Below are 16,730 nucleotides of genomic sequence, written 5' to 3'. Positions count from 1 at the left end.
ATTTTTACTAGGTTTACAATCATTCGCGTGAATAAAAATATAGGGGGGATTGTCTTTTGTCTAGGAGCAAGTCAAAATTAAGAGCAATCATTTTATGTGGCATTTTTGCAGCGGTAACAGCGGTATTGGCACAAATTGAGGTTCCATTGCCAATTGTCCCGATAAGTGGACAAACATTAGCAGTGGGGTTAACGGCAACAATTATTGGTAGCAGATACGGTGCGATTGCAATGATTTGTTATGCCTTATTAGGAGCGGTAGGTTTACCGGTGTTTGCTGGGTTTAAAGGGGGAGCACAGGTATTAGTTGGTCCAACAGGTGGTTACATATTCGGCTTTATTGTTACAGCGTTTGTAACAGGTTTTATTTTAGAAAAAACAAAGTATAATATAACGATGGCAATGGTAGCCAACACTGTTGGAATGATTATTACGCTTATTTTTGGAGCGGTTCAGTTAAAAATAGTATTGGATATGTCTTGGAATCAAGCCCTAGCCGCAGGCGTTTATCCGTTTATTGTAGTTGGAATCATCAAAGCATATTTAGCTAGTTGGATCGGAATTACTGTCAGAAAAAGGTTAATTCAAGCTAATCTAATAAACTCTAGAACGACAAATAATGTAGCAGCATAAAAACTGAAAGCTTCACAACTCAAAATAGCTGAGCAACGAACGCTTGGTGGAAAGCAGCCTTTCCGCCAGGCGTTTTTATATGACAATGAAAGAGGTGGTACGATGCTCATGCTCTATTCCGTACTGGTGTTTAGCATGACAATAACCGGTATGATATTGATGTTTCAGGCCAAGTTCATACCTGATCCGTTGTTCACATTAGGAATGGGATGCATCCTGATGATTCTCTTCTACGTTTTCAAGTGGTGGAAAAAGGTGCACAATCCAAAAGCAAGCCGTTTACTGATATTTGCCATGACATTATGGGTTGTCATGGCTTTAGGAAGTATGGCTTATCAATATTGGCAATGGGAGCAGATGGTTTCTAAAACATTTATGATGAGGATGGCTATGATTTTCTTCGGGTTGGCAGGTGTATATGCCAATATTATGTATATGCGAGCAGAAAAGGCTTATCGGCAAAAGCGTGGCAATCAGCGCATTACGGAAAATCCTGAAGAAGGCTATAAAACCTATAAAAAAGACTATAAGGAGTCCAAAAGCAAAAACAGTAATGAACTGGTTACCGTGCTGGGACATTCTGTTGAACAAGATAATCTGCCAATCGTATGGAAGGGCAAAGATATGTTCACGCATATGTTGGTCGTCGGAGCAACACGTTCTGGTAAAACGGCCTCTGTCCTGGAGCCGATGATTTACCAATTGTTACTGCAAAAGAAACAAGGGAAAAGACTTGGCTTATCGGTTGTGGAACCGAAAGGCGAGTTTGCAGAGAAGGTGAAGGAATTCTGTGATGAAATGGATATCCCCTATATTTACATTGATCCCACCAGTCCTCACACACAAAAGTTCAATCCCATGGAAGGAAATGTGGAGGATGTGGTGGAAGGAACGGTTATTGTATTACGGGGGCTGTTCGGCAAACAGGACGCTTTCTTTGCCAACGTCCAGGAGCTGGCCGCACGTAATGTAACCCGTTTGCTTAAAGAATTGAAAGGGGACAATACCGATTTAATGGAAGTACTAGAAACATTACGGGATTTAACATTATTGGAGCAGCGGACCAATGAATTGCGTATGCAAAAAGGGGAAACCGATTTGGTTCACTCCATTGAAAATGAACTGTTGGGCAGTATGGCAGAAAAATATAAGCAGTTTGTCATTGGCTTACGAGCGCAATTGGAAAACATCACGAGTAACGAGCTGTTAAAAAATATCATGACCGGTAAGAGTGATGTGGATGTTGATGAACATTTTGCCAATGATGGCGTGCTCATCGTCAACACAGCACTGGGTACGCTCAAAAAAGCAGGGGATGCTTTTGGACAATTTTTGATCATGCACTTACAAAATGGCACATTCCGCCGTCCGGGAACGGAAGACACCCGCAGTCCGCATTTCATGTTCATTGATGAGTATAAACGCTATATTAATCCGCAAGTGGAGATTTTTCTGTCGCTTGCAGCATCCTATAAGGTTTCAGGCATTCTTGCCTCCCAGTCACTGGGACAATTGGAAGTGGAAGCAGGCGACATCAGCCCGAAAGCCATGAAACAAGCGATTATGACGAACTGCCGGAATAAATTATGTTTTAATGGTGTCGGCTTTCAGGATGCGCAGGAATTTGCCGATGAATTTGGTAAAGATAAAATCATGATGCGTCAATCAACATATAAACATCGCGTGATAATGCCTACGGTCTTCCCGGACTCTTATCGAGATACAGAATCGGAAGAATACCGTTTTGATCCAACCGATATTATGGACAACTTACCAAAATACAGTTTTATCCATAAAGTTATGTATGAAGCGGCTATGCAGAAACCTGCCCTGGCAAGAGGCGATCTCGTGCCATCGGATTGGAAGGAAAAACGGGAGTGGGAAGATCATAGTGCGAAAGCTAAGTTACAAAGAGCAGTATATCAGGCTGGATCAAAAGCTGGGACTGGACTGAAAAAGCAGTTAAAACGTCTTTCAAACGCAAAACAGCAACAAACAGAACCAATTCACACTTTACCGGAACCAGCAGAAACACAAAACCAAGTGCTGTCTCAACAAATAAAAGATGTTTCAAACGAAGAGTCGCAAAAGACTCCAGAGGAAAATAATGAACCTGTCAATCTAAAAGAACAGCAGGAGGAGCTACAGCACCACCAAGGAACGGTGGAAACAGCTGAACTTTCACTACTAGAAGATGAGGAAAAACAACAAAATATATTAGCCACACCTGCCCAGTCCAAAGGGCAACCGGCGAATGATGGCTTTTGGGATTAACGCGCTTTTGAAATTAAAAGGGTGTTTTTTATATGCAATTAAAAAAGAAAGGAGCAGAGCTACATGGATGCTTATCCTTATCAACATGCAGAAGGAAGCCTGTTGTATCAGGAAGAAACATATCATTTTCGCTTTAAGGGGGTGAGGGCCGCAACCATAGCATTGTATAACGTGCCGGGAGAACAGTACTATTTCACTTGCACGATTGAGCCGAGTAATCAGCATTGGGTCTATCTCCCCGAAATTTTACGATCGTTCACAAGTGCCGGTCATAATCAGTTGGCAGAAGCAGGGGTAACCTGGCCACATGCTTTTTTTGAAACAAGGGAACAGGCACTCCAAACAGCAATAGATATTATCGAGCAATTATTAACGAGGTATCAAAGCAGCTGGTAATAAAGCCAAATGTAGTTTCATTTAAAACAATTGGAAAAGGAGCGATTCAAAATGGCTGAAGAATTGAACGAAAACGTGATGATTGAAGGATTTGACCCATCTAAAATGGTGGACCAGGAACAGGACCACACGATGGAAAATTGGAAAGAGATCTACGCGGCATATCAGAACAGCAAAATCTTGTATGCACCCATTGCCGGTATTGAAAAAATTGGACAACCGGGAGAAGAGAAGCACCCATGTGCAGTCGTAAGGGTAGGAGCCATTCGCGGGTTGATTCCATTGGAGTATACGGGCGCGCAAAATTTGCGCCAATTACGTTCCATGACGGGACAAAACATCGCTTTTATGGTATTGAATTACGATCAGGAAAATGAACTGTTTACAGCATCACGCACACAAGCGCGTGAAAAGTTGGCGGCTATTACCCTGCGCAAACTACAAGTAGGCGATATCACACCGGCTGTCATTCGCCATGTAGATGAAGGGTATTTATTAGCAGATATCGGCGGGATCCATGTCGTCATCCCGATTGATGAAATCCGTTATGGGTGGATTGATAATTTAGATGAAGAATTTCAAGAAGGTCAGGCCATTAAAGTCAAAGTTATGGCCATCGACGAAGAACAACAGCACGTAGAAGTCAGCGCCAAGGCTTTGTTGCAGAACCCGTGGCCGGATTGCGTCACACGCTACCAGAAAAATGGGGAGTATGTTGGAACTGTTTCCGGTGTACGTGAATACGGCGTTTTTGTCCGTCTGGAGCCGGGGGTTGATTCCTTGTCCAGTCATTTGAAGTTTCAAAATGTCCAGAAGGATGACCAGGTGCTGGTGCGCGTTGATAATATTAATACGGAAAAGGAACAAATCCGTACGCGTATCACCCGTGTCTTATAAGAGGGGGAATAGAACATGTCAAGCCCGTTTTCAATTGAACAGCCATGGACCTTGCACTGGCAGCGGCTGCCGTCCAATCTGAAAACCATCAACTATATCAACGGCGAATCACCGAAAGAATGTGCTGCACTGGATGCATTAGCGAAGGTCGGCATAATCAGGGGAAAACAGCTCGCCCGTTTATTCCGGCTCCCCAAAAAACGACAGAAACGCATGGTAAAAGAGCAAAAGATTGTCCGTCACGAAATGCATGTGAACAAGCAGATTATTCCCATCTACACACTGGGGCAGACGGGCGCTATAGTCACAGACGTTCCTTATGAAGCGAATTATTGGGTGAAATATCAAACAAAAGACGTGCTAAAACGTCTCATGTTTTTTGAACTATATCAATTTTTCCCTGGAGCGGTGATTATCCCGGCACCACAACCGTTTATCGCTGCTATTGAATGGAAGGGAAAACCATTTTATGTTTACGTGTGCCGTGGAGATATCAAAGACTTATTATTGCATTTAAAGTGGAAAGGCAGTTCATTTAATGAACGTATGATTGCCATCACTGAATCAATGAAGCATATCGGGCCGTTGAAGACGTATGCAAAAGATATGAAATTACGTATAACAACCGATAAGGATTTAATGGCAGGTGACAAGGATTCTCAAAACGTGTTTTACTTACTGGACGAACAAGGTGAATTTATTAAGGAAGCATAATCGATTTACCGGGTCTAAAGGGAGGGTGACATGGAGAACTTATTGGATGAGTTACTCACACCTCATACAAAATGGCGGTGGATCTGGGACTGGATAAGGCTTTTGGAGAAATAATTATAAAGAAGAGGATTAGTCTGCAGTAGTAGTGACACCAAGGCGGAGATGGGACATAACATTGATATTTTCTCCAGGAATAGGAAAATATGTTCTGTTAGAAAAGATTGATTTTTGTTACAATAGAACTTGTACAATAAGGCTTTCATGGGTGGTGGCTCACTCCTTTTTTCGCACCTTCCTTTAGAGAAAGGGGGTGATGCCTGTGACAGTTTTTGAATCGTTAATCTTAATGATTTCATTCGCAACACTTGTCGTTGCAATGCTGTCTCAAAAGAAATAACCACCCTGCAAGCCTGGTAAGCATAAAGGGTGGTTAATCTTTTCACTCTACAATGTGAGCCGCCCCCTTGAAGGGCTGTTGTACATGACCGTTAGTGTATCTACACTAGCGGTCTCTTTTATTTTATGTGATGTCTTCTAATTTTATTATACCCAATATCAGGCGAAATGAAAACTGTAAAATGATACAAGTTTTCTGTATATCACAGAGAATGGAAAAACTCAGGACTTATACCCGCTGAGATTAAAATTGCTTTGAATATTTTTCATCTATTTTTTGCTCGATTGCCATCAATGCTTCTTTATCATTGAGCAAATCCTTTTTGTTTTGCTCAATAAGTTTCTCAATGTTGGTCTGTGCGCGCATAATTTCTCACATCCTTTATCTTGGTATTTCTAATTTTAGTATAGTACAAAAACATCCTCGATAAGTGATGGAATTATAACAAATGTGTGAAATTTCCTACTTTGATTCCCGGTTATTCTTGATCCGATGGCAGTTGACGGAGCTGGTTTTTCTGCAGAAGTGATTTATGAGATACCGACCATGGTTGAATTCAAAGCAATCCCGCGGCGAAATTACTTTTCTGGGAGGATGGTTTGGACAGAGAAAGGGATCGATTCTGTAATTGAAGAAAATGATTCAGAAGTTGCTGTTGCTGTGTCGAAAAAATATTGAATTTCACAACCGGAAAAACAGATGTGATTATAGCGATCGGATGGCTGCTTTCCTCTCCTTTTGGCCCCTTTGTAAAGGGACAGAATCTAAATTCACATGTAAATTCCTTCAAGGTTTTATGGTGTTTTATGTTAGAATAATTATAAGAATTCAGAAGAAATGAACTTAAACAACGTAGGAGTTAAGCTGAAGAGTGTATTAACTTTATTCAAGAATCGGGCCAGATTGTTGTGCGAAACGTTCCAAGTTCAAATGGAGAATGGTTACATTTCTCTGGTAAAGGCTAGGCAATTTCCCTTTGGGGAATTGAAGGATTATATCGAAGAATCAAATGAAGAGGTAACGCTTGGAAGGGTTCTCTCTTAGTCGATTAGCACTTGATTTAGTAAGAAAGACAGTGTTAAAAGCTCGGTGAAAAGGCGTGAGAATTTACCGTAACAGTTTGGCTGACGAAATCCTACCCGATGGGGTGGTGTGAATCATGGTGCTTGGGTTGAACAGATACGGTGAGAATGCAGTGAAATATAATAAGAATTAGCAATGACCTCCTAAGTACGTGGGGCATATGATGAGTTTATAATCATATGTCTTTGGAGGAATGTCTCAATGAATAACCCTTTATATATGTATCCTTATTATTCGAACACTTATTATGGTAATAGGCCAATGTGTAATCATGGTAATATGTTTGGTCCTGGCTATGGAAATATGTCATATGGTATGGGCTATGTAAATCAATATTGGCCATATCTAAACACTCAGGGATGTACTAGTCCCATATTAAATGACCATGGAAAAGAACCTTTTGTATTGAATATTAATCAAGCTGCTAGGCAAAACAACACATTTCGAACTGCTATATGGACTGGAGATAAGCTGCAAGTGACCTTGATGAGCATCAACGTCGGAGAAGATATTGGTCTAGAGGTTCATCCTGACGTAGATCAATTTTTACGTATTGAGGAAGGTCAAGGATTTGTACAAATGGGCGAGAAAAGAGATCAGTTAAACTTTGTAAAGCATGTATATGATGACTCTGCTATTATGGTCCCTGCTGGCATGTGGCATAATTTAACGAATACAGGCAATATCCCGTTAAAACTCTACACAATCTATGCACCGCCCGAGCATCCATTTGGCACTGTTCATAGAACAAAGGCAGATGCCGAAGCTGCTGAAGGTTAGAGATCTATAGTCTTCTGGAATCGGGCGCATTTCTTGAACAAAGACTTGCGCCCTGTATTGCAGAATTGGGCCAGATAATGGAATAAGGTTGATTGAGCCAGTTTATTGAAAACAAGGGGATAGGATTGTTAGTCGATCACTCATATATGTTCTAGTTTGGGGAACGTTATTCTTAACGTAACAATTAGGGGTGTTTATATGGGTGATAAAAACAATGATATTAATGAAAAATTAACATCAGCCGAAATGGGTAAACTTTGGGCAACTTATACAAGCAATACTATGGCTAAGTGTGTTCTTAGTTATTATCTTAAACATCTTGATGACCAAGATATCAAAAAGGTTGTAGAACATGCTTTTAATTTAAGTGGAAAAATTGTTGAGAATATAAAAGAAATATTTATCCAAGAAAACTTTCCTATACCGATTGGGTTTACAGATAAAGATGTAAATTTAGATGCACCAAGATTATTTTCTGACGAATTTTATCTTCACTACTTGAAATACACGATTAAAGCAGGAATGAGCATTTATTCAATTGCTATACCCTTGATGACGAGAAAAGATGTAAGAGACTTTTTTATTAATACGCTTGATTCTACGGTAGAACTTATAGCAGAAATTAATGATGTATTAGAGGAAAAGGGTCTAATGGTAAAGCCTCCTACAATCCCTATTCCCAAGAAGGTCGATTTTGTTCAAAAACAAAGGTATTTACATGGTTTTATTGGAGATGTTAGACCATCTCACGCTCTTGAGATTGCACATCTGTACGATAACATTGAAAGCAATGTAACAAGTAAGGGATTATTAATTGGTTTTAGCCAAGTCGCTAGAACTGAAAAGGTCCAGAAATTCATGCTAAGAGGAAAGGAAATTACTAATAAACATATAGAAACCTGTTCAAAAAAACTAAATAAAGATAATTTGCCTTCTCCTCCATTATTAGATGACATGGTGAGCACTTCAACTGTTCCGCCTTTTTCGGATAAATTAATGTTATGGCATAAAATAGAAATGTTTTCCATAAAAGTTAGAACTTATGCAAATGGCGCATCACTTAATGGAAGGCGTGATATTGGTGGAATGTATGCTAAGCTTTTAATGGATGTTGGACTGTATGTAGAAGATGGAGCCAATATTATGATTGACAATGCATGGATGGAACAACCACCAGAAGCTATCGATCGTGAAGAATTGGCAAAGGGGCTAAAATAATGTGGCTAGTAAGAAAGAAACATTATTATGGAGCATTGCCCTTCCCGGGTTTGGACAATTCCTCAACAGAAAATATATCAAAGGGATTGTATTGATCTTTTTAGAGTTTTTGGTCAATGTGCAAGGAAATTTTAACGAGGTCATACTTCTAAGTTTTCATGGGGGAATTGAAAAAGCGATTCAACAAACGGATTATCAATGGTTAATGTTTTATCCTTGTCTGTACTTCTTTGCAATGTGGGATGCATATAAAGATGCGGGTGGAGGAAAATCACCATTTGTCTTTTTGCCGTTTGTATTTTCAGCATATTTTGTTACCGTGGGAACTATCTATTCGTCTAAACTAACCCTATTCGGTGTATTGCTTGGGCCAATTTGGTTTCCGATATTAAGTATAATTCCAGGTTTGCTTGTAGGACTTTTATTACAAAGAATCATGAGGAAAATGTTTACCAACTAAGCGATATAACTCTGTTGCAGGTGTAACTTATTTGAAATATAGTTGCACCGTTAAAAAGTCGAACCATTTAAAACAAATCTTGATAAAAAATCCTCTATTGCGGGATTTTTTTATTTCCATTAACGGGCGCCGATCGACAAGTTCTGCTATAAGCGTGCTCAGCCGTGAAAAACAGTAGATGATACAAAATCATAATCTAAACGTTACAACCGAGGATGGGAATGAAGGAACCATGTTTCCCGAAACCATCCCATCAATACTCCTGCATTCGGCAGAACGAAGGCTGGATCCACTTCATAGAAGAAGGTATACCGTCGGATATCCCGCACGGCTGAAAAACTGGATAGGTTGAGAATAGTTTCAATCAAAATGAATTTGGAGTACATTGACGTAATCTTAATATTTTGCTATTTTAGATGTATAGATATTTTGTATTTTCGTCACCATTGGGTGAAGGTCGTCACCTCCCCGTTTTACGAGGAAGATTCGGCATAAAGTATTCTTGTCTTTAGATTCCGTTGGTATTTTAGGAAAGAAAAGACTCGTGTACGTTCACACAAAAAATACACATCATACGTGTATTCATATTCAAGAAATTAAAACAAGTGTATGGCGTTTGCTATACGCTTTTTCTATTGCTTATTAAAAGTCAGTTTATCTCAAGCAGTTGAGATTCACTGGCTTTTTTTATTGGATAAATATTTTCTTAAAGGGGGGATTCCATGTTGTAGTAAAGATTTATATAAAGCGTGGAGTCAACAAATTTTACAAAGGAGCGATAAAAATGGAAAAAGCAATTCAATTCACAGACAAAGAAAAGTCGTTAATCTGGAGCCGTTTTATCCAACCAGTCAATGGGACGGATGCAGAAGCACAGCACTTTGTGGAAATGTGTGAGAATTTTGGTCTCAATCCATTACTGGGGGATGTGGTGTTCCAACGCTATGAAACCAAACGTGGTGCTAAAACCCAGTTTATCACGACACGTGATGGGCTTCTCCGTGTAGCCACTCGTCAACCGGGCTATGTTGGTCCACCTAATGCTAACGTGGTCAAAGAAGGCGATGATTTTGAGTTTCTTCCAAGTGAGGGAGATGTCAAACATAAATTTGGCACCAAACGGGGCAAGATTATTGGTGCTTATGCCATCATGAAGCATAAAAAACATCATCCAGTTGCTGTGTTTGTGGACTTTGCTGAATACTACAATGCCAACAGCGGCAAAGTAAACTCCAAATACGGGAACCCCAACGTATGGGATACATTGCCGAGCGCCATGATTGTAAAAATCGCTGAAACGTTTGTGCTGCGTCGACAGTTTCCATTGGGTGGTTTATATACTCAGGAAGAAGTGGGACTGGATGATAACCTGCAGGAAACCGACAACCGTTCAGACCAACAGCCAACGCAAAAAGGTGAAAAAGAACAGCCGGAAAAAAACAAACCATCCCATGAAGAAACACCTGCTGCTGATTCTGTTACCAGCCGGGAAATGATTGTGCAGTCCTATGCCGTTAAAACGAGTTCTTCCAATAAACAATATGGTCTGCTGACAGCGAAGCCAAAAGAATTGGATCAAACCGTCAACGTACTGGTTCGTGATAAAAACCTAATGAGCGCCTTAAAAGAAACTGCAGAAGGGGAAATATTGAATCTCGCTATCTATCAGGAAAACAGTTTTTACTTCCTGCATGATATGCAAACGCCTTCCACGGTGGAAAAGGAAGAAAACAATCAGCAAGCGAAATCATCGTCCAGCGAACAATCATCGGTGAATGTAGATCAATCCATTCAAGATACGTACAGTGTCATGATTCAAAATGTAACTATCGGTGAAAAGAATGGCGCTAAGTTTGCCAAAATTGCCGGGGAGATCAACGGTGAATCAACGCTAATGATTGCGCGCGGAGAGAAAGAAGTGCAACAGGCTGAACAATTAGCACAAGGTGACCAGGTCACCCTTGCTTTAAAGAAAGAAAATGGCTTTTGGTTTTTAGTGGAAGTTATGGAAGACAACCAGCAGGCAGGGTGATACCCATGTTGCCAAATATTCTTGACGTTGCACAAAAATATGACCTTCAATTCCAGTCGAAATCGTTTGGGAAGAAAGAAAGTCTGGCCAAATGCCCCTTTTGCAAAGAGGATGCCGGCAAGCGAAAGAAGTTTTATCTTTCTTTAAATACTGAAGAGCAACTGTACAAGTGCTGGTACTGCAAAAAGGCGGGGGGCGTTCTTGACTTTGAGGTGCAGTTAAGCGGCAAATCATACCAAGAGATCAAGCAAAACTATTTCGGTACATGCCGTCAATCACTCCATCCTGCCTACCGATTAACACCGTATCAGCTGGAACGGATTGGCTGGAAAGAATACAAGCGCAACGATTTTAGGCAGTTTCAAAAGCATAAAAGCAAGATATTAAGAGATTGGAAGCAATACACACATGAAAAATTAGCATTGCACTATGCGATTTTCCTCTGTATTGCCCATTTGGAAAATCAGCAAAAACGACAAAAGGAATTGCTTGTGTGGTTGATAGACAAATGTTGGCATGCCACGATTCCAAATATGTTTAACCGTATTCAGGACGAGTATCTAAAAGGACAGGAACAAGGCCCAAAAAAATGGGCTGTGGAAGGTACCATTTTGGGACGCCTTTCCTGGGGTACTTGTTTAGAAACGATTGATTTTGATATGGATACACTTTTCGTCAATATTGTGTTTTTGCAATATTTACGAAAAACCGAGCATAAAAAAGGACACGTTCCAATAACGGAAGGTGTCCCTATAGGGGGTTAATCTTGCTTGAATCAGCATAGCAAGTAAGATGATAAAATTCAACAATAAAGGAGTTTCATACGATGAATAACACACAATTAATTGGACGCATGACAAAAGATGTAGACATGAAATATACGCAGAACGGTGTGGCAGTTGCCACTTTCACATTGGCAGTTAATCGTCCCTTCACCAATAAAAACGGAGACCGTGAAGCTGACTTCATTCGCTGTCAGGTATGGCGCAAACTTGCGGAAAATACCGCACAGTTCTGCAAAAAGGGGTCACAGGTTGGTGTCACCGGTCGCATTCAAACACGTTCCTTTGAAGGACAGGATGGCAAGCCTGTGTTCATGACCGAAGTCGTTGGTGACCAAGTAGAATTTTTGGATACTAAAACATCACAGGGAAAAGGAAGTTCGTCTAATCAATCATCGGGGCAGTCTAACCCGTTCCAGGGACAGGGGCACCCCGTTGAAGTGGATGATAAGGAATTGCCATTTTAAATACTTACGACTAGAGAGAGATGATTCGATTCATCTCTCTTTTTTAAATACATTTAGAAAGCAGGTGAGATGATGATTTTTTCGTTCAGTCGGTTAAACCTATATAAACAATGCCCGAATCGATTTTATAACAAGTATGTACTTGAAAAAGACGAACCAATGACACAGCCACTTGCTCTAGGAAAAGCCGTTCATAAGGCAATTGAGGATAAAATCAATGGCATCCCGCATCAAGAATCAATATTGAATGGTTATGCTGAAGCTAATTTTCATGAAGAGCTTACACAATCGGAAATAGCTGATTTAGTGGAAAAAGCACCAGTTCAATCAGCCATGGGAGACACCGAAACGTATTTTAAGTTGAAGTTGGCAGACGAAGCCAATGCACCGCAGCTACAAGGATTCATTGATTTGATTCAGCCCAATGGCAGGATTACTGATTGGAAAACGAATCGTGTTCCTTATAAGACACTGGATAATCACCAGTTAGCCCTATATGCTTGGGTAGTCAGTCAATTGAAAGGACTGCATTCTGTAGAAGGCTGTTTATATTTTATTCGTTTTCGTAAAGAGAGCAATCATGTGTTCACACCAGAAGAAATGGAGCAAGCAAGGCAATGGGCATTAGATACTGCAAATGAAATAAATGGTAGACTAGCTTTATTAAAAAGTCATCCCGATAATGCTGGAATGCTATTTCCAGCCCATCCTTCAAAGTTATGCCGTCATTGTCCATTTGCTTGGGAATGTTTGAAAAATAATAGTAACGTTTTAACATCGCATGGAGTGTAATCTGTGCGATGTTTTTTGTTGTGATAGATTAATAGTGTTTTAATCCTGAATAGATGTACTAAATCAAGGTGTTTAGTGTGAAATTAATCCCTGATATTTAGCCAGAGGGATATAGTCGTGAATGTGGTCCGTCGATTCTGTTACTTCTATTTCAATTAAAATATGTTTTGAACAAAATCTCTAGTTGTAAAGTGCTTTTTCATGGCTTTATATAGCTAAGCTAGAATAATATCGGGTGGCTGGTGGAATTAACAACATAAGTTATAAAATTAATTCATATAGGAAACCTTTGTAAATTAAGAGAAAGGGGGAGGAAATGTACAAGAATCAATTTAAAACTTATTGGATAAAAATAAGGCATTAAATAAATGATAGATTTAATTCTCCATAGATAATAATGGTAATAGTAACATAACAAACAACCATTATTAAAAGCAGCCATTAAATTTTAATGGCTGCTTTGCTTAGACCCTATGCAAGATGCACAGTAGTATCTGTGTCCTGCCACTTACCCATGTCTGAGTCTGTTATTTCTCGACCAGTAATCAAATGATTAATTTGTTTAGGTTCTGCCACTTTGTGTAATGAAATCCCGCCGATTTTGGTATGATCGGCTACCACAATAATTTCTTTGGCTGCACGTATCATACCGCGCTTGGCAGGTACTAATTGTTCATCGAAATGTGTCAGACCTTTTTTATGATGTAAGGCAGGGGTGGCAATAAATGCTTTATGTACATGGAGTGTACTCAGCACCTCATCCGTTATCATTCCATTTAACATATAGCTGTCCGGAAATAACTGCCCACCTGTCACAATAACCTTTATAGACTTTGCAGATCGTAACTTAGCTGCAATGTTTATATCGTTGGTAACAACGGTGAGGTTATCCTTTCCTGTAATTGATTCCGCTATATGCAATGTTGTTGTACCCGAATCAAGGATGATATTGTCACCATCTTCCACCATTTCCGAAGCAATAACACCGATACGCTGTTTCTCTTCATATTGAGTGGATTCCCGTTCATGAAAAGATGGTTCAGATGATACATCTTCAGTAAGTACGACACCACCATGTGTACGGTTCACTAAACCATTCTGTTCTAATGCTGATAAATCCCGTCTTATTGTTGCTTCATGAACCTCAAATTGAGAAGCCAGTTCTGATACAGTTGCGACACGCTTTTGTTTAACTATTTGAACAATTTGTTTTTGCCGATCTAATGCAAGCATTAATCAAACCCCATCTCATCAATCACTACTCTTATCGTATTTATTTTCTGCTAAAAATTCAATAGAGATACGGTTATCAATTTAATTAGCCTCAGCTATTTCTGGATCATCCTCTTTGAAGTCCTCCGGAAGCGTAATGAATTTTGTCAACAAAGCGCTTACAAAGTAGAGAATAGCCAGAACCCACATAACTCCACCATTACCTATTGGCCCAATCAGCAAACTGACGATTGCAGGACCAATAAACGTAGGAAGGCCTGCACCCAGATTTAGCACCGACATCGCGGCACCCTTTTGAGACTTGACTAGTGATGGAACAAGAGCTGATAATGGCACATAAGCGGCAAGTAAAGCTCCCCAAATGATACCAATCGTTCCTACAAGCCATACATTTCCGGCGAACCATGCTGGAAAATAGTACAAACCCAACGTTGTAATACCACAGCCAACGCCACCAAACCACATGACTGTATTACGCCAGCCGAACTTATCTCCAACTACTCCAAAAATCAGATTAAAAATAATGTTACTAGTAAATATTGCGCCCCAAATTGATAGCCAAGTACTTGTTGGAATCCCATAGTCCGATAAGTATATGGGAAGGAAAACAGGAAAAGCAAATTGGGCTGTTGTATTGATTGTCCGTACAATCCCTCCCAAAAGCACTTTTGGCTCTTCTTTCATAATGGTGATACCTTTACCAAGTTCTTTCAACTTATCTGTTGATGATTGATTGGAATGTCGTTCTAATTTATCCCGGTTGATTACCAATGCGAATAATGCACCAAGCAACACCCAAAAAACAGATGTCCATAATGTACCGACATTACCGAAAACTTTGATAGCTACTACAGAATAATAAGCACCAAGTACATTTAAACCACCTGTAAATACGAACCAAAACCAACCAACAGCCGTTCCAAGCTGATGTTTTTCCGCCCGGTAGGCAATCCATACTAAGAACGAATATGCAAACAATGGATAACCAAAACCCCGAATCGCATATGTTGGTATCATCCAGACTAAATCTAAACTGGAAATCCCGAAACTAATAAATGCTGAAGTACCAATTAGATAGACTAAAAGTCCAGCCAGCATTGCCTTTTTTGTTCCGAGTATTTCAACTAAAACACCAGAAAACCATGAGGCAATAGCGACCGTTACGCCATACGCAGTATATAATAGGCTTGTTTGTTGAACCGACATCCCCTGTTCGTGCAGCCAGGCGCTTAACCAGCCAATTTCAAGTCCATCACCCATCATAAAGATGAGTACACCTAGGTATCCCCACGCAATTTTTGATGGAATGCCCAAGCGCTCTGTCCAATTCAATCCCATATTTACACGCTCCTATCTACCATTTAAAATCTAAAATTGCTTTTTGCCAGCCCTTGTGTTCGGCTGTCCGATCCATTGCATATTTTAAATCATCCACATTTTCAATCGTGTCATGCTGATCAGGTAATAATTTTGATAATGTTTTTTGATAATTAGTATCACGAAACAGCAACATTAACTGTCTAAAGTCATCAGATGTGCTTCGCGAACTGCCATAAATTTTTAAACCTTTTTCTAGTACATCGCGGGTATTAATAGGTACACGCTCCTCTGAAACGCCCATTAAAACGAGTCTTCCTTGTGGCTCAATCAAATCAATAGCTTGATCAATAGCTGTTTCGCTAAATTTGCCACCTGTGCATTCAATCACAGTTGTTACACCCCGAAAATTTCTGAAATCAAATGTTTTTACATTGTACGTTGTTGCAAAATCAAAGTGGGCTAGTTTTTCTTCTACGGCACCAAAGACGATGAGATTGGACCGATCAATTTGATACACATGTGACAACATCGCTGCTGTCAAGTAGCCAACAGGACCGTCGCCGAACACAGCCACTTGCCCATCGCTCAATTCTTCGCTCACATGTTTAAGCGCTTGGTAAGATACGGAATTCAGCTCTGCCAATACTGCAATGTCATCAGAAATACTAGCAGGTATTGGAACAACATTCTCGCCAGGCAATACTAAATGTTCTTGACCAATCCCATCATAACCGCTGCCTAAAAAGGCGCTATTTTTAGAATAGTTATCCGCAACCTTTCGTTCTGTTGAAATTTCACTGCCAGAATTTATTAATCTTTCAGGTATATTAGGTACAATAACAATGCGTTGGCCAGAATGAATACTATCATTTTTTGAAGTGACTACTTCACCAATCCCCTCGTGGAATAGAGACATAGGTAATTTACGCTCCAAAGCTTCTTTACGCCGTTGACCGGTATAATAACGTAAATCAGCATGACAAATACTCACCATTGAGGGTTTGACTACCACGTCCCCTTTCTTTACGTCATGTTCTAAAATAGTTTCTTTGAATTGCCATGGTGTCGTTAATTGATAAGCCTTGGATTTAACTGTATCTTCTGCTCTCACTTTAAAAACCCTCCATGTTTATTATTGATTATTTATATTTCTTTATGTTCATTTTTATACCTATATTCCTTGAATGTCAATAGTAATGAACAAAAATATATTTGTTTGTGCTTGTTATTGCTCTTGATTGTTTATTTGTTTT

The 16,730-nt window shown here is 39.9% G+C and carries 18 protein-coding genes; 14 read left to right on the top strand and 4 right to left on the bottom strand.

What is annotated here, in order from left to right; genetic code table 11:
• Nucleotides 1-56: 56 nt before the first annotated feature.
• The 6 genes from ACFSUO_RS05690 to ACFSUO_RS05665 all read left to right on the top strand — a co-directional run bounded on the left by ACFSUO_RS05690 (nucleotide 57) and on the right by ACFSUO_RS05665 (nucleotide 5,310).
• Nucleotides 57-632 carry a biotin transporter BioY gene (locus ACFSUO_RS05690; protein ID WP_382391948.1) on the top strand — a complete coding sequence of 192 codons (576 nt, stop codon included), beginning with the start codon at nucleotides 57-59 and terminating at the stop codon, nucleotides 630-632.
• Between the two features lie 102 nt (nucleotides 633-734).
• Nucleotides 735-2,906, top strand: coding sequence for a type IV secretory system conjugative DNA transfer family protein (locus ACFSUO_RS05685; RefSeq protein WP_382391946.1), 2,172 nt, complete (start codon nucleotides 735-737; stop codon nucleotides 2,904-2,906).
• 63 nt (nucleotides 2,907-2,969) lie between these two features.
• On the top strand, nucleotides 2,970-3,302 hold the full coding sequence (locus ACFSUO_RS05680; RefSeq protein WP_382391944.1) for a hypothetical protein: 333 nt from the start codon (nucleotides 2,970-2,972) through the stop codon (nucleotides 3,300-3,302).
• Between the two features lie 51 nt (nucleotides 3,303-3,353).
• Complete coding sequence (locus tag ACFSUO_RS05675) at nucleotides 3,354-4,199, top strand: S1 RNA-binding domain-containing protein (RefSeq protein WP_382391942.1); 846 nt, start codon at nucleotides 3,354-3,356, stop codon at nucleotides 4,197-4,199.
• A 15-nt stretch (nucleotides 4,200-4,214) separates the two neighbouring features.
• Nucleotides 4,215-4,913 (top strand): hypothetical protein, encoded by a 699-nt coding sequence (locus tag ACFSUO_RS05670; protein WP_382391940.1) that lies wholly within the window; start codon nucleotides 4,215-4,217, stop codon nucleotides 4,911-4,913.
• Nucleotides 4,914-5,226: 313 nt separating this feature from the next.
• Entirely contained in the window at nucleotides 5,227-5,310 is an 84-nt protein-coding gene (locus tag ACFSUO_RS05665; RefSeq protein WP_382392258.1) for a putative holin-like toxin, read from the top strand.
• Between the two features lie 243 nt (nucleotides 5,311-5,553).
• Here ACFSUO_RS05665 and ACFSUO_RS05660 read toward each other — a convergent pair whose 3' ends face one another.
• The gene (locus ACFSUO_RS05660; RefSeq protein ID WP_382391938.1) at nucleotides 5,554-5,676 is read right to left on the bottom strand and encodes an FbpB family small basic protein; all 123 of its coding nucleotides are present in this window, start codon (nucleotides 5,674-5,676) and stop codon (nucleotides 5,554-5,556) included.
• A gap of 126 nt (nucleotides 5,677-5,802) precedes the next feature.
• Between ACFSUO_RS05660 and ACFSUO_RS05655 the strand changes: the two genes are divergently transcribed.
• From ACFSUO_RS05655 to ACFSUO_RS05620, 8 genes are all read left to right on the top strand, one after another.
• Nucleotides 5,803-5,988 (top strand): hypothetical protein, encoded by a 186-nt coding sequence (locus ACFSUO_RS05655; protein ID WP_382391936.1) that lies wholly within the window; start codon nucleotides 5,803-5,805, stop codon nucleotides 5,986-5,988.
• Between the two features lie 606 nt (nucleotides 5,989-6,594).
• Complete coding sequence (locus ACFSUO_RS05650; protein ID WP_382391934.1) at nucleotides 6,595-7,173, top strand: cupin domain-containing protein; 579 nt, start codon at nucleotides 6,595-6,597, stop codon at nucleotides 7,171-7,173.
• Between the two features lie 198 nt (nucleotides 7,174-7,371).
• Complete coding sequence (locus tag ACFSUO_RS05645; RefSeq protein ID WP_382391932.1) at nucleotides 7,372-8,391, top strand: DUF3231 family protein; 1,020 nt, start codon at nucleotides 7,372-7,374, stop codon at nucleotides 8,389-8,391.
• 1 nt (nucleotide 8,392) lies between these two features.
• Nucleotides 8,393-8,851: a hypothetical protein gene (locus ACFSUO_RS05640; protein WP_382391930.1), complete on the top strand. Its 459-nt coding sequence runs from the start codon at nucleotides 8,393-8,395 to the stop codon at nucleotides 8,849-8,851.
• Between the two features lie 784 nt (nucleotides 8,852-9,635).
• Nucleotides 9,636-10,883, top strand: coding sequence for a RecT family recombinase (locus ACFSUO_RS05635; protein ID WP_382391928.1), 1,248 nt, complete (start codon nucleotides 9,636-9,638; stop codon nucleotides 10,881-10,883).
• 5 nt (nucleotides 10,884-10,888) lie between these two features.
• Entirely contained in the window at nucleotides 10,889-11,647 is a 759-nt protein-coding gene (locus tag ACFSUO_RS05630) for a hypothetical protein (protein ID WP_382391926.1), read from the top strand.
• A gap of 62 nt (nucleotides 11,648-11,709) precedes the next feature.
• A complete protein-coding gene (locus ACFSUO_RS05625; RefSeq protein ID WP_382391924.1) occupies nucleotides 11,710-12,132 on the top strand; it encodes a single-stranded DNA-binding protein in 423 nt (140 codons plus the stop codon).
• 69 nt (nucleotides 12,133-12,201) lie between these two features.
• Nucleotides 12,202-12,924, top strand: coding sequence for a RecB family exonuclease (locus tag ACFSUO_RS05620; RefSeq protein ID WP_382391922.1), 723 nt, complete (start codon nucleotides 12,202-12,204; stop codon nucleotides 12,922-12,924).
• A gap of 471 nt (nucleotides 12,925-13,395) precedes the next feature.
• Here the strand turns inward: ACFSUO_RS05620 and ACFSUO_RS05615 are convergent, their stop codons facing one another.
• From ACFSUO_RS05615 to ACFSUO_RS05605, 3 genes are all read right to left on the bottom strand, one after another.
• On the bottom strand, nucleotides 13,396-14,157 hold the full coding sequence (locus tag ACFSUO_RS05615; RefSeq protein WP_382391920.1) for a DeoR/GlpR family DNA-binding transcription regulator: 762 nt from the start codon (nucleotides 14,155-14,157) through the stop codon (nucleotides 13,396-13,398).
• A gap of 81 nt (nucleotides 14,158-14,238) precedes the next feature.
• A complete protein-coding gene (locus tag ACFSUO_RS05610) occupies nucleotides 14,239-15,495 on the bottom strand; it encodes an MFS transporter (RefSeq protein WP_382391918.1) in 1,257 nt (418 codons plus the stop codon).
• Nucleotides 15,496-15,511: 16 nt separating this feature from the next.
• Nucleotides 15,512-16,588: an alcohol dehydrogenase catalytic domain-containing protein gene (locus tag ACFSUO_RS05605; protein ID WP_382391916.1), complete on the bottom strand. Its 1,077-nt coding sequence runs from the start codon at nucleotides 16,586-16,588 to the stop codon at nucleotides 15,512-15,514.
• Between the last annotated feature and the right edge of the window lie 142 nt (nucleotides 16,589-16,730).

The organism is Lentibacillus juripiscarius, assembly GCF_042685205.1.
GTDB lineage: Bacteria > Bacillota > Bacilli > Bacillales > Amphibacillaceae > Lentibacillus > Lentibacillus juripiscarius.
Note: the sequence above shows the minus strand (reverse complement) of the source record. Positions and strands in the feature narration are given on the sequence as shown.